The 14606-nt window shown below is 42.4% G+C and carries 14 protein-coding genes; 1 reads left to right on the forward strand and 13 read right to left on the reverse strand.

Annotated features, from left to right (window positions below; genetic code table 11):
* Window positions 1-37 precede the first annotated feature (37 nt).
* On the reverse strand, window positions 38-790 hold the full coding sequence (locus B9Y89_RS16165) for a DUF2087 domain-containing protein (protein WP_085524219.1): 753 nt from the start codon (window positions 788-790) through the stop codon (window positions 38-40).
* A gap of 221 nt (window positions 791-1011) precedes the next feature.
* Here B9Y89_RS16165 and B9Y89_RS16170 point away from each other — a divergent pair, with 221 nt between their 5' ends.
* Window positions 1012-1668, forward strand: coding sequence for a cysteine hydrolase family protein (locus B9Y89_RS16170; protein WP_085524220.1), 657 nt, complete (start codon window positions 1012-1014; stop codon window positions 1666-1668).
* 157 nt (window positions 1669-1825) lie between these two features.
* On the opposite strand, the gene B9Y89_RS16175 is transcribed toward B9Y89_RS16170, so the two are convergent.
* The 12 genes from B9Y89_RS16175 to B9Y89_RS16230 form a co-directional block, all read right to left on the reverse strand.
* Window positions 1826-2959: a zinc-dependent alcohol dehydrogenase gene (locus B9Y89_RS16175; protein ID WP_085524221.1), complete on the reverse strand. Its 1134-nt coding sequence runs from the start codon at window positions 2957-2959 to the stop codon at window positions 1826-1828.
* Window positions 2960-3044: 85 nt separating this feature from the next.
* Window positions 3045-3773 (reverse strand): ABC transporter permease, encoded by a 729-nt coding sequence (locus tag B9Y89_RS16180; protein WP_085524222.1) that lies wholly within the window; start codon window positions 3771-3773, stop codon window positions 3045-3047.
* A 1-nt stretch (window position 3774) separates the two neighbouring features.
* Window positions 3775-4482, reverse strand: a complete 708-nt coding sequence (locus tag B9Y89_RS16185; protein ID WP_085524223.1) for an ABC transporter permease — start codon at window positions 4480-4482, stop codon at window positions 3775-3777.
* Complete coding sequence (locus B9Y89_RS16190) at window positions 4479-5393, reverse strand: ABC transporter ATP-binding protein (RefSeq protein WP_085524224.1); 915 nt, start codon at window positions 5391-5393, stop codon at window positions 4479-4481. Before B9Y89_RS16190 ends, B9Y89_RS16185 begins: the two co-directional genes overlap by 4 nt.
* Before the next feature lie 92 nt (window positions 5394-5485).
* Window positions 5486-6850: a HAMP domain-containing sensor histidine kinase gene (locus B9Y89_RS16195; protein ID WP_085524225.1), complete on the reverse strand. Its 1365-nt coding sequence runs from the start codon at window positions 6848-6850 to the stop codon at window positions 5486-5488.
* Window positions 6847-7518 carry a response regulator transcription factor gene (locus B9Y89_RS16200; RefSeq protein WP_085524226.1) on the reverse strand — a complete coding sequence of 224 codons (672 nt, stop codon included), beginning with the start codon at window positions 7516-7518 and terminating at the stop codon, window positions 6847-6849. The genes B9Y89_RS16195 and B9Y89_RS16200 overlap by 4 nt, the downstream gene beginning before the upstream one ends.
* Window positions 7519-7659: 141 nt before the next feature.
* Window positions 7660-8022, reverse strand: coding sequence for a hypothetical protein (locus B9Y89_RS16205; protein ID WP_085524227.1), 363 nt, complete (start codon window positions 8020-8022; stop codon window positions 7660-7662).
* Between the two features lie 15 nt (window positions 8023-8037).
* The gene (locus B9Y89_RS16210; protein ID WP_085524228.1) at window positions 8038-8586 is read right to left on the reverse strand and encodes an acyl-CoA thioesterase; all 549 of its coding nucleotides are present in this window, start codon (window positions 8584-8586) and stop codon (window positions 8038-8040) included.
* A 266-nt stretch (window positions 8587-8852) separates the two neighbouring features.
* Entirely contained in the window at window positions 8853-9740 is an 888-nt protein-coding gene (gene cidR / locus B9Y89_RS16215; RefSeq protein WP_085524229.1) for a cidABC operon transcriptional activator CidR, read from the reverse strand.
* Window positions 9741-9983: 243 nt separating this feature from the next.
* Window positions 9984-11804 carry an asparagine synthase (glutamine-hydrolyzing) gene (gene asnB, locus B9Y89_RS16220; protein ID WP_085524230.1) on the reverse strand — a complete coding sequence of 607 codons (1821 nt, stop codon included), beginning with the start codon at window positions 11802-11804 and terminating at the stop codon, window positions 9984-9986.
* Between the two features lie 285 nt (window positions 11805-12089).
* Window positions 12090-13286 (reverse strand): L-2-hydroxyglutarate oxidase, encoded by a 1197-nt coding sequence (gene lhgO / locus B9Y89_RS16225; RefSeq protein WP_085524778.1) that lies wholly within the window; start codon window positions 13284-13286, stop codon window positions 12090-12092.
* A gap of 37 nt (window positions 13287-13323) precedes the next feature.
* Window positions 13324-14601 carry an Nramp family divalent metal transporter gene (locus B9Y89_RS16230; protein ID WP_085524231.1) on the reverse strand — a complete coding sequence of 426 codons (1278 nt, stop codon included), beginning with the start codon at window positions 14599-14601 and terminating at the stop codon, window positions 13324-13326.
* Window positions 14602-14606: the final 5 nt, after the last annotated feature.

Here is a 14606-nt window from a genome sequence, read left to right on the forward strand (position 1 = left end):
CCCCTCCCCCTTATTTAACACTCATCGTTTGGCTTCCCTAGTGTTTGACCCAGTATTGAGTACAGTCTTGACTGCGATCAATAAAACCGTATTCAATCAAGTATCTTCGAATCGTAGCAAAGTCACTATAGAAATTCCGAATGACTTCATTAATTTCCTTTTCAGTGTAAGTCTTAGATGCATCAAACTTTTTGAAAATGTACTGTAAAACAATGATTTTACGTTTTTCCTTGCTCGGGAACTGTATTAGTTCGCCAGTTTTATCGTCAATATACGTCTTTAAGACTTTTTGTTTTTCTTGTTCAGTAATGGCAAATCGTTCATCAACCATTGTTGCCCCCCTGTGGATATCAATTAAAGTTTCTTTGTCTTGCGCCTCATCTTTCAGTAAACCCATCATTGCTAAAAACACACGTGATTGTTTTTCTTTTTCTTTTAACTTAAAACGGTGGTTACGAATGGTCGATGGGCTGGCTCCAAGTTTTGCTGCAATATCACGATCACTCAAACCCTCCCGAAAATAAGCAATGAGGGCTTGTTGGTGTTCGGTTAAACTTGTGTATTGTTTATTCATCCCTAAAAAATAGTCAAGCATGGAATCATGCTCATGCTCAATGTGATGTCTGACTGCCTTCTCTGCATCGTACAACATATCTCCACTGGGATAGATGACACCTTTAATATAAGACTGATTACAGATTAAGCAGTTATATGCTTCATGGATGGGGTCATAAACAAATCCTTGCTGTAGTTCTTCGATGGTTGCTTGCCAAAACCGTTTATCATCCATAACCAAACACACCTCAAATATGTTTATCATTTTATAAACATTATATTAATATGTCTACAAATAGTCAACACCCGTATTTGAGTCAATATTACGTCATTCATTCTTAGCCAAATTGATGGGTGATTTTGATTGACAACTTCTATTATATTTAATAATTTCTATATGAACTAAATAAAATATTTTCATCATAATCATTAGATTGATTATAAAGGAGACAACACATGGATGTTTCAAAAACCGCCCTTGTCCTGATTGATTTACAAAAGGAAAGTGATTTTGGTATAGAGGGGGCCAGCCAAGCTATTAATCATTCAAAATATCTGATTCAAACATGCCGGGATATCGGTATACCGATCATTTATACACGCCAACTCAACCGATCTAACCAGATAGGTTTATCCAATGGCGAGCCAATTAAAGATGACGGCACGCCCGTTTATTATTCGACGGATACAACGAATGTTGAGATATTTGATGAAATTGCTCCAGAGGGTCATGATATTGTGATTGACAAATACCGTTGGAGTGGTTTCTTTCAAACCCCTCTAGACTCGACATTAAAAAGTATGGGGATCAAGCATGTCATTATGGGAGGATTCGTTACAGACGGGTGTTTGATGACCTCTGTCTTTGACGCTTATTTCCGTGACTATCAAGTGAATCTCGTCAAAGATATTTGTGCGACATCCAATGAAGGGGCACACATGGCCTCCATCATGATTATGGCCAATTGGATTTATGACATGACGATTTATCAGTCTTCTGAACTTATCAAAAAACTGAGAGGTGAGGATTATCGGGTATGGGAATCGCCAGGACCTGATTCATTACAATTCACACCTGAAAATATGCGCGACGTTTTTCATACCACTGATTGAAACAAAATGAGGACAAAAGTATATAGTCACAGAATCATCCGAACTTGTTGATTAATCAGTTCGGATGATGTGTTGAAAGGAGTCATTCCTGTCATCGCTTCGTCAAAATCCTTCGCTTTCCACAGGAGTCTAAGTCTGTATATAATCTCGCAGTATCCTATGGTTGTAGCACGACTTTGACACTGTCCTCTTGTCTCTTATTAAAAATATCGTATCCGTGACTGGCCTCATCTAACGACAACTTGTGCGTCACGATGCCCTTCGGATCAAATTCATTGTTTTTAATCATATTATATATTTTGGGCATATAGTGGACGACTGGGGCCTGCCCCATCTTAAGTGTCACGTTTCTTGCGAAAAATGGTCCTAATGGGAAAAAGTTATACAGACTGCCATACACACCCGTTAGGTGCACAGTGCCAAACTTGCGCACGGCTTTGGTTGCGATTTGGATCGCACCAAGTGTACCTCCTTGAAGTTTCAAGTTTTGTTCAACGGTTTCCAGCGGTGATTTTTTACCATCCATACCGACGCAGTCAATCACTTGGTCGGCGCCGCCTTTAGTGATTTCCTTAATATGCTCACCCATGTCCATATACTGATCAAAATTGAACGCTTCGACGTTATTCATAGCTTTGGCTTTTTGCAACCGGTATTCATAATGATCAACAGCGATGACCCGTTCCGCGCCCTTCGTCCAAGCGAACTTCTGGGCCATTAACCCAATTGGGCCGCAACCGAGAACGACAACGGTATCCCCTTCTTTGACCCCTGCATGGTCAACACTCCAATAGGCGGTCGGTAGCACATCCGAAAGAAACAGCAAGTCGTCATCTTCCATACCACTGTCCTGCGGCACCACAAATGGTGTGAAATTGCCGTATGGAACGCGGAGATATTCGGCCTGTCCGCCCGGAAAGTCACCATATTTTTCTGAATATCCGAAATAACCACCAGAATCATAATGCGGATTACTATGATCACACTGGCTTTCCATCCCATGGTTACAGTAAAAACAAGAACCGCATGCAACATTGAATGGAATGACAACGCGGTCTCCCTTCTTCACTCTTTTAACATCTGGTCCTACCTCTTCAACGATGCCCATGGGTTCGTGGCCGATAATATAACCCTTCGGCAGCGGAAAATTCCCTAAATAGAGATGCAGATCCGATCCACAAATCGCAGTACTCGAAATACGAACAATGATATCTTCATTATCCTGAATATCGGGATTGGCAACCTTCTTAACTTGAATGTCTCTTTTCCCTTGATACGTGACGGCTTTCATATGCGAACCTCCTAGTCGATACTACTAAAAGGTTAATCATTGTCCAATGAAAATATACGCCACCAAATAGAATATCTAATGTTGATCAAATCGTTTTTCTACGAAAATAAACCAGTCCCCCAATTAAGAACACTAAAAAGCTCCCGCCAATAGTGACGACCAGTGTTTCAACAGGGACATAAAAAGCACCATAGGTCCCTTCCGTTTGCGGCATCATCGTTAAGAACGGCTGCGCCCACGGATACCAGGGACCGAAATCTTCAGAGTTTGCAATCAACATATTTGGCAAGGTCAAGATAACATTTAAAGCTAAGGGGGCCGCAAAACTCGCCCATGCTGTCGATACCCATAGTTGTAACGCAGCCAACGGCAGACAGGCTAACCAACCGCCAAGGATACTTTTCAGCGCCATATCTATAGGAAAGGGATCCGTATACCCTTGAGTCCACCCGATGTCTAACCAGCCAAGCAAAAATAGGAACTGCGTGATTACCAGTATTGACGCAACAATTACCCCTTTTGAAAGATAAATTTTCCATCTAGGGGCGGGTAGAGCCACTAATTGCTTCCATCCACCGTTCTGATGTTCGTACCGACAGACGAACGCCGATAAAACCCCAGTTAATAATGGTAGAAATAGAACAGCGTGAAGTTGAATCATCATAGACATCGGATTGAGCCAAGCATTGTTAGCCATATCCATATGACTCGTAAAACCTATAAGTGTTGCCAAAGCTGGACTAATAAACGCAAGTAATCCTATTTTCGATTTCCTTAATTTTATACCTTCAGATCGCAGTAAATTCCATAGCATGTTATGTCACATCCCGTTTTGTAAAATCAATCATGCCAATCAAGAAAATGATTATGCCCGTCATACCGCCAATGATTGCGTACCATGCGACAGCGTGTTCACTTTGGAGCAGCGGCCATTTCCAGAGTACCCAATCAGGCATATCGGCTGTATACATAGAAAAAATCGCTCCCAAAATCCCAATAGATAGCGCAAGCGCTTGATTCTTGAACGTAATGGCTAACCATAGTTGAAAGGCTAATAGCGGCAGTGCAGCCAATAGTGGCATGAAACTCATTTTTAGAAGATCAATCACCGAGAATGTCCAACCGAAGTCTAAAATGATGCCTAAGATGATTGATCCCAAAAATAACAATAGGCAAGAAACCAGTAACATCAGGACTGTCACAAAAAATTTTGCACCATAAATGACTGATCTTTGAACCGGAAGGGCTAATAACTGCTTCCATGAATTTTGGTGGTGTTCAATGTTCGCGATCATGGACGTGACAATAGCGATACCGAGTAAAAGCGTAACTGGAACAAGGTTCTGGATATTACCGATTAATCCTTGCCAATCGTTGCTGTATAGATTTAACAAATAGTCATAGCGAAGACCGTAATTAACGCCTTGTAAAGCTATGACACCAAATGGACCAAGAAAGATCAAGAACCAGATCCATTTCCGTTTCATCTTCAGCATGTCAGCTTGGAACATGCGCAGCATCATAGACTGTTCGCCTCCTTTGTAATATCAAGGAAGATATCTTCAAGCGACATTTTTTGTTCTTCAACACGGTAGATCGAAAATTGTTTGGCCGCCAAATGCGAAACAATTTGAGCGACTAATTGATCATCAGTCGAATCCAATAAGACTCGCCCGTCTTCATAGTCAGCTGTATAGCCTTGGGATAATAATGACTGCCATGCTTTCTCACCATGATCGACAGCAAGGGATATTTGACTGGACGCCTTTTTGCGAAGAACATCAATCGAATCTTGGAATATCAGCGATCCGTTCGTGATAATGCCAACCTTAGTCGCCATATGATCGATTTCACTCAGTAAATGACTAGATACAATAACAGATATACCGAACTGCTCGGGCATACGTTTAATCAGTTCACGGATTTCTTGAATACCTGATGGATCAAGCCCATTGGTCGGTTCATCCAAAATCAACAATTCGGGATTCCCAAGCAAGGATGCTGCAATCCCAAGCCGCTGCTTCATGCCTAAAGAAAAGCCTTTGACAGGACGATTGGCGTCCTTTGATAAACGGACGATCTTTAATACCTCATCGATTCTTGACTTTGGAACGCCATATATCTGTCTTAAAGCTTCTAAATTCTCTTTCGCTGTCAGATGACCATAATAGGATGGCGATTCAACTAATGATCCCACTTGACCTAAAATATTAACTTTCTCCTCTTTTAAATCTTGACCAAAGATATGGATGGAACCTGATGATGGACGCATGAGTCCTAATAACATCCGGATCGTCGTTGTTTTCCCAGCACCATTCGGACCAAGAAAACCATAAATTTCACCCTTTTCTATTTCAAGATTGACGTTATTCACGGCCCGTTGTCCGCCTAATTTTTTCGTTAATTGATTCGTTCTGACAATCCATTCACTCACTCTTATCACCTCATCTTCAATCCTAACGAGCGGAGGTTAAATATAAGGTAAGGTGACGTTTAAATTTTGTTTAAAAAAACAGCCTCTGAACGTTACTCAGAGGCTGCCCGTTTTGATAGTGTCATTGTCGTGCCATTTTCGTCCGACTCAATGGTCCAAGTTAATCCCATTTCTTTAAGCATAAGCGAAACAATTGAAAGTCCGATGCCCACACCTTCTTCATCAGATTCATTACTGAGGCCTGTCCCCTTGTCTTCAATAACCAGCTGCAGTCCATCCTGAGTTTCTTTGGCTTGAAGGCCAAGGTACTTCCCATCAGAAGCATGTCGGAGAATATTTTGCAAAAGATTGTCCAAGATTCGCTCGAGCCATTGTGGATCAGCATACCAGTGAATTGCGTTCTCGGGCAGGTTAACATTAACCTCTACGCCTTCATTCTCAAAGACGGGATACCAAGTCGCAATAGCTGAGCGGACAATACGAATGACATCAACATTTTCGGGATGATAGGGATATTTTCCGGCGGAAAGCAGCGTATAGGACAGTAAATTGTCGATTAACTGTCCTAAATAACTGATTTTATGATCGATCAAATCGAGTGATTCATGAGCTTCATCCGATATATCTTCTTTTTTCAAAGCATAAGCATGACCACGAATCGTCGTTAACGGTGTCCTCAAGTCATGAGATAAATTAGCGATCAGCTGGCGGCGCAATTGTTCTTCTTCTTGCTCCCTAGCCCGACTATCTTCTAACTCATCCGTCATCCGATTGAAGGAGGCCTCCAGATCTCCGATTTCGTCTTTTTTGTAAATGGTCACATGCTCTGGAATGCCGTTCTCTTTCCGCTTGTCCATCGCTTGTTTGAGATGAAGCAGACGTTTCCGTATCCGGTTAAAGAATAGCCAAGATAAAAAGATAAATACAATCAGAACAACCGCAAAACTAGCCAAAAACACATACTGAAGGTTATGTGGTGAATCATTAAGAAACCGGCGCGGCAGTTGAAATACCACAAAGCCGTTGTCAGACTTTCCTCCTATAAAGGCAACGATCGTAAAGGGATCAGCATCATAACCCCTGCTGCCTTTCATAAAATCAGCCATATATGATGCCGACCAGTGATCCGGGATAGCCTTTTGCTTTGGCAGTTGTAATTGCGTATCACCACCCGAATTCACCCAGAATATCGATGCATCGGCATACTTATCTTTAAGCTCGTGTAACCTTTGATTAATCTGTCTAGACGTGGCTCCTGATAGTTTCTCCGCTTCCTGATGCCACATGTCTTCGAGTTCATTGCCATTCGGATAATCTTCCTCTTTTTGTACTTCATTCGCCGCCCAAATTGGAGAGTAAGCGATGAACGAGATCAACGGATAGGCAAATGGAATAAGAAAAACAGCGATACAAATGATGAATAAATACTTGGCTAACAACGATTTTCTAAATTTCATGTCTTCACCCGGTAGCCCAGCCCGCGGATGGTTTCAATAATCTTAGGATGCGTTGGGTCTTTTTCAAGTTTCTCCCGTAAATAACGGATATGCACCATCAATGTCTTATCTCCTTCAATAAACGATTCACCCCAGACACCTTCAAAAATCTGCTCTTTGGTCAAAATTTGATTCGGATGCCGTAATAAGAATTGAAAAATGTGATACTGTTTACCTGTTAAAATAATTTCCTCACCCGTTTCGCGGCTCTCAATTCGATTATGAGTGGGATAAATCAGCAAGTGCCCCAGCTCATAATTTTCCGGTTCCTGTTTTTGAAACCGCCTTAATAAAACTTCAATGCGTGCCGCCAATTCTTCCGGATGAAAGGGCTTCGTTAAGTAATCATCGGCGAAGTCTAACCCCTGAAGTTTATCATCAACAGACGTCCGCGCCGACAATATAAGAACGGGGATATCAGGTTCCTCTGTCTTCAACCGTCTCCCGACTGAAAAACCATCAAGCCCTGGAAGCATCACATCAAGAATCACGATATCTGAGGCGTTAACGGCCTTTTCCGCACCGTCACCTGATAAATGCCACGTCACTTGATAGCCACGCTCTTCCAGATCACGCTTCACCCAACTGCCGATGTCTTGATCGTCTTCTATGTATAAAATCCTTTGCATACAACCACAACCATTTTTAATTGAATGATAAAAAACTCTTTATAAGTATAACATCTATTCAGTGATCCGATATTTCTTATTCATCCTTCTCACATATCAAACAAAAAAAAAGCTATCGACATGGGGGCCGATAGCTTATCTTCAACTGACACCTTTTAAAGAATCCGGGGTATTTCCGAGCGCCAGTAAACTGAGGTTCTCATACCCAATATGCTTGTAATTGCTGAAAATTTGTTTGATCACTTCAGCTTCGTCTTGTTCCTTCACGTTCATGACTTCCGATTCATAGAGGCGGACAACCGATTCTTTAACAAATCGGGGAGAGGCTTCGCCGGGCTCCTCTCCCATAAACAAGCGCCCCATGTACTCATATTTCAATTGAAGCTGTCGAGTCAAACTAATCATGTGCAGCAATTGACTAAAAACATCAGGTTGTTTTGCTTTAAGTTGATTGAGGGCATTTTCAGCGTTCTTTAACGCTTCAAGACTTGATAATACAATCATCACAAGTGACTCCTCTTATCGATTTAATGTACCAGTAATAGATGGATCTTGATCCCATGGTTTTTTCAAGGTAATGGATTCAGCTAGTTCCTTGCTTTTCTTTTTCCTTTCTTTGCGACGCTCCGCGCGTTCATGTCCGGATTCATATAATATCTGCTCTTCTTCTGTTTCCGGCAATACTTCTGGAACTTCTATCGGTTTTTTGTTTTCATCTAGAGCGACAAACGTTAGAAAAGCGGTCGCTGCGATTCGCCGTTCCCCTGAAATCATGTTTTCAGCGATCACTTTACAAAAAATCTCCATCGAACTCTTGCCAGTATAAGAAACAAAGGATTCTACGCATACTGAGTCCGATTGATCAATGGCACATAAAAAATCTATAGAATCGGTTGAAGCCGTCACACATTCTTTGGCACGAGAATGACGTCTTGCTGATAGCGTGGCACTATCATCCAATTTTTTCATTAAAACGCCGCCAAACAGCGTATTATAATTATTGAGATCACCAATTAATACTTGACTTGTGTTGACAATTCGACTGAATCGAGCTGGTTTTTTTTCCAATTTACAGGACCCTTTCCGTACTAAAATATCTACTCATATATAACTAAAAAATTTACCTACATCAATAATGTTAAATCGCGCAGTACCTTGCAGGAATTAGTTTACTCCTGAAAACGCAAACAGGTTAAATGATGATATTTCATGCATTGTATAGACAACATCAATGATAGGGTTTCCATTGATGAACATTTGTTATACGAAAAGAACCTTTCAAAATGGAAAGCACAAAAAAAGCCGATTGTTATGTTAAACAGTCGGCTATCTACTCAATATTTGTCCTGTAAAGCTTCTTTCATAAAATGTAACCATTCTTTCGTTGCATACGATAAGTAACGATCTTTGCGCCATATCACACCAAGATGCCAGTCGATTATAGGGTCTACAATAGCGATGGTTTTAACGTGACCATTCAGTTCTCGACAAATGCTTTCAGGCAAAAGAGTCACGCCAAGTTTGGATCCGACCATTTCGCCAATAAAATCCCACTGGGAACTTTCAGACATAATTTGCGGCTCAAACCCTGCCCTATGGCATGCATCAATCATTCGATCATGGAGGACAAAATCGTCATGGAATAATATAAATGGCTCATGTCTCACATCACTTAATCGTATCGTTTCTTTCTGAGCCAATGGATGTTCTGGATGGATCACTAATTTCAAGTCTTCTTCAACAAAGGAAAATGTATTCAAGATATCGTCATGAGTTGGCAAAACGACGACGCCAATATCCAGGTTACCGGCAGCCACATCTTCTTCAATCTTCTTTGAGCCGTCTTCGACCAACTGAATGGTAATCTCCGGGTACTGCTCACGAAAGCGACCAATAATACTTGGAAAAAATCGGGAACCAATCATGGGAGGGAGTCCCATACTAATGTGGCCTTTCTTAAGATCTAAAAGGTCATTGAGTTCGATTTCTAAATTTTTAAAGGCTTTATTAATCACTTGTGCCTGTTCCAAAACCACCTGACCCGCATCCGTTAAGACAATCTTTCGCCCTTCACGTTCAAACAATGTCACGCCGAGTTCACTTTCGAGATTCTTAATCATTTTGCTGATGGTCGGCTGCGTCACAAACAAATGCTCAGCTGCCCGTGTGAAACTGTTAAATCGGCTAACTTCGATAAAATATTGCAGATGTCTAATATCCAAATTTACACCTTACTCTTCCCAATATAGTTAATGTATCCCTATTATCTATTGTAACGATTTTCAATGGCGTATGCTAATCTAACCTTCGCCTCAAGTATTCCCCATTAATGAATAACGGCGGTAAAAACGCTTGAAACATTTGGACAGTCCCCATAATCCCTGTAACCATGTTGGTTTACGACTAGACACAATCGTGTATAACAAAAAATGGGCCTGCTCCTAATGGAACAGACCCTTTCTTTATTATACTAACTTAACTTCATAATGCCGCATCCATTCGTTGACTTGAATGAGATAGTCGCAGAGTCTTGCCTGCGTTTGTCCGTCGATCTCTGCGTTATCTTGCAATAGCGAGCGCACGGTTGCCTCATCAATCAATGTCTTAATCGGAGATTGATGATCATCTAAGATAGTCAACAACCATGTCTTGACACCGTTTAGATACTCAGGACTTTGGTTAAATGGATAGGCACTCTTCTTACGCGTCCGAACCTCTTCGTTCATCAGACCGGTTAACGATCGCCGTAGAAGACCCTTTTCCATATGATCCATGGATTTCACTTCCCATGGCACATTCCAAAGATACTCAACCAAGCGATAATCACAAAACGGCACCCGTACTTCAAAACCGTTTGCCATACTCATACGATCCTTACGATCAAGCATGAACGGCAAGAAACGCGTTAAGTTGAGGTAAGACATTTCGCGACGTCGTGCATCTAACGAGTTCTCGCCCTCTAATTTCGGCACTTCGGCAAGCGCCTCTTCATAACGCTGCTTGATATAGCTATCAGGGTTAATCGCATCGATCCATTCTTGTTTAAGCAGACGTGTACGGCCGCTGGACTGAAGGGCCCAAGGGAACGTGTCCGCTTCTAAAAATTTGTCTTGATAGAACCATGGATAACCACCAAAGACTTCATCAGCTGATTCACCAGATAACGACACCGTTGCATCCTGCGACATCCGATCGAAGAGGAGATACAGCGATGTTTCCATCTCACCCAAGCCTGGTAAGTCTCTGGCATACATCTGGGCGAGCAAATTGTCGACGAGCTCTGGCGCATCCAAAATAAGTTCACTATGGCGAGTCCCAACATCTTCAGACATTTTATGGATCCATGGTGTATCCCGTCCAACATGCATTAGGTCTTCCTGGAAATCTTGTTCACTGTTTTTGAAATCCAGTGAATAAGTATCTAGCGTTTTGCCTTCCTCTTTAAAGGCATTCCCAGCGATTGACGTTAGCGCACTAGAATCTAATCCTCCGGACAACATCGAAGCAACCGGTTTATCCGCAACAAGCTGACGATGAACGGTATCAAGTAATAGCTCGCGAACTCGCTCGACAGCTTCATCTGCTGAATCAGTAAATGGCTGGCTATTCAATTTCCAATATTGACGGACTTGTAGACCGTTTTGGTTTAAAATTAAGCAGTGCCCGGCCCGAAGTTCATGAATATCTCTAAACACAGCATGACCTGGTGTGCGCATCGGATTCAAAGCAAAGATTTCAGCAAGTCCGTCTTTGTCAACGACCGCTTCAACCTCTGGATGGGTTAACAGGGCTTTAATTTCAGACCCAAATAAGAAACGGCCATCCTTCCAATGATAGAATAAAGGTTTAACACCAAGATGATCCCGTGCCATAAATAATTGCTGACGTTTGTCATCCCAAAGACCAAAGGCAAAAATGCCGTTAAGATGTTGGACACAGTCCTCACGCCATTCTAGATAAGCATGTAAAAGGACCTCCGTATCCGATGTCGATTGAAACGTATGACCTTTTGCTTCTAACTGTTCCTTAAGTTCACGATAATTATAGATTTCCCCATTATACGAGAGCACAAGTTTTTCTTCGCCTTCTTGAAAGACCATGGGCTGCTTGCCGCCATCTGGATCAATCACAATTAAACGCCGATGGGCCATCGCGGCATGACTTGATAACCAAAACCCTTCTTCATCAGGGCCGCGGTGCGCGATGCTGTCTGCCATCTCTTTTAAAATCCCTTTTTCTTGGGTGAGATTTCGTGTAAAATCAATCCATCCAGTAATGCCACACATTGATTTCATCTCCTAAGTTGTTTTGAGCATTGGAAAAGCGTACACCCTTATTGTCCTCCTACTAAATCCCAAAACTCAATCAAAAAACCTAGCCTTGAGCAAAAACAAGGCGATGTTCCCAGGTAAAATAGCCCTTGACATTTTTTGATACAACTTGATATAGGAAATGAGCATTAATAGTTAGCAAAAATCCCAATAAAACCAGAATTCTGAGTATCAGACATAACTTAAGGCTGTTTTCTAAAAGACTGATGCTTTTGCGCAAAATTTACGAAAACAGCTGATTTAAACACTTATGCGTCTTTCAACATCATCGACAATCTTTTGTCCAATTTCAATCGATGCTGTGGCTGCTGGTGATGGCGCATTACATACATGGATCGCTCGTTCAGTCGGAATGATCGCAAAGTCATCTAATAACTGCCCCGCCTCTCCCAACGCCTGCGCGCGGACCCCGGCTTCTGCAGGTTGAATATCATCTTCGTTAATATCGGGAATGAATCGTTGCACCTCTTTGACAAATGCGTGCTTATTATAAGATCGAAACATTTCTTTCAAGCCTTCAGACATATTCTTGGCGGCCAATTTTAAAAATCCTGGATATGTCATGGTTTCCATAAAATCTTTGGCATGAAAGTCCGTTTTCTTGTATCCTTCTCGTTTAAAACTCAGCACCGCATTCGGACCAATGAGCACCCTTCCATCCATCATTTTCGTGAAATGAACGCCAAGGAAAGGAAAGTCAGGATTGGGAACGGGATAAACAAGGCTATGAACGAGATGGCGCTTATCCGGTTTCAGTTCATAATACTCCCCGCGAAACGGGACGATTTTCATATCCGTTTTCACGTTAGCCATCGCCGCAACCCGATCACTGAGTAAACCACCACAATTAATCATAAAACGGCTATAAAACTTGCCGTTATTCGTTTGAAGTTCGATGTGATCATTCCCAGTGACCACATTCTTTACCTCAGTATTCACGGCAATGTTTCCGCCCTTTTTTTGAATCATCTCCGCAAAAACTTCGGAAACTTGACGATAATCCACAATCCCCGTGCTTGGCACACGGATCGCCGCAATCCCATTTACGTGTGGTTCGATGTCATTTAAAGTATCAACGGAAATTTTCTCAACCGCCAGTTGATTTTGCCGCCCTCTATTATAAAGATTCTCAAGTAAGGGACGTTCATCCTCACTAGTGGCAACGATCACTTTACCACAGACATCATGTTCAATCCCATGTTCTTTACAAAAGGCTACCATTTGTTGATTACCGGTGCGGGCCAATTCAGCTTTTAGACTCCCCGGTTTATAATAAATACCCGAGTGAATCACACCGCTGTTTCTACCTGTCTGATGTAATGATAATTCGGGTTCTTTTTCTACGAGCAAGATTGATGCATCTGGGTGCCGCTGGCTGAGTGCCATGCCAACGGAAAGACCAACAATACCGCCTCCAATAATCGCGTAGTCGTACATCATACGATTTCTCCTTTCTTTTATATGTGCCTTCGGTTTAGATCATATCTACGAGTTTCATAACCCCAAGATAGGTGAATAATAGGACACAACCTGCTAAAACGATATTTGTGATCCAGCCGTTCTTAAGCCTTTGCTCAACCCGTTTTGAGTTTAATAGCCAGAGTAACGTCACGGCCAGAAACGGCATAAATACAGCGCCGAGTGCTCCATAAAGAATCACGATCGCGACAGGTTTGCCAAAGAATAGCAGCAGCATAGGTGGAAAGGTCAACCAACCCAAATATAAACGATACGCCGGATCTTTTTCAGAGACGGGTTTGTCAGATTGATGCGTCTTCCTACGTATGATGCGGACAAAGTCGGCAAAGAGATAAGGTACGCCGTTCCAGACACCTAATAATGAGGAAAAAGCAGCTGACCAAGCACCGATTAAAAACAACCATTTGGCGAAACTTCCAAATTGGTCATTGAACATTGTAGAAAGCGTCACAAGACCTTCTTCGCCGTTAATTTCAATGCCCGTTCCATAAAGGAATTCAGCCCCGACAATTAACAAAGATAATGTAAAAATAGCAGTTACAGTATAGGCAACTGAAGCATCCACTCTCATCATGGATACCCATGATTTGCCCTGCCATTGCTTTTCTTTCAGCCAGTAACCATACGATGCCATTGTGATCGTGCCGCCGACACCACCCAGTAAGCCCATCACAAGTAAGAACGACCCATCTCCCATTCGAGGGGCTAAGCCACTCAAAATTGTGCCAAGATCAGGAAGCAGCATGACGGCTGAGCCGACAACCGTGATGAACATCACACCGATCAATACCATCATCACACGTTCGAACACACCGTACCGTCCCATCCAGACGAGGATAAAACCAACAATGGCGTGGATGACAGCCCATGCCCATAGCGGTAGGATCGGAAACATGGTTGTCATCATCAATGCACAGGTTGATGTTGCCGCCGCTCCATAACTGAATCCCCATATAATTGTATAAATACCGAAATAACCTAGGGCCCAGCGTCCAAGCGACCGCCAACCCTCAAGAATCGTTTTTCCAGTGGCTAAATGCCACCGACCCATCCCTTCCGTTAAGAAAAATTTAAGAATCGCGCCAATGATCAGTGCCCAGACTAGTGTTGTGCCAAAAGCAGCACCGGCAACTAGGGCTGCAACCAAATCACCTGTCCCCACACCCGTCGCTGCCGTGACAAAGCCTGGCCCAACCCTTTTTAACTTTTGGCCAAACGTGGACGGTGGTGTAGCTACTACCTTCTGCTGCTCAGTACTTAATTCCGTGTTCATTGAGA

The organism is Tuberibacillus sp. Marseille-P3662, assembly GCF_900178005.1.
Taxonomy (GTDB): domain Bacteria; phylum Bacillota; class Bacilli; order Bacillales; family Sporolactobacillaceae; genus Marseille-P3662.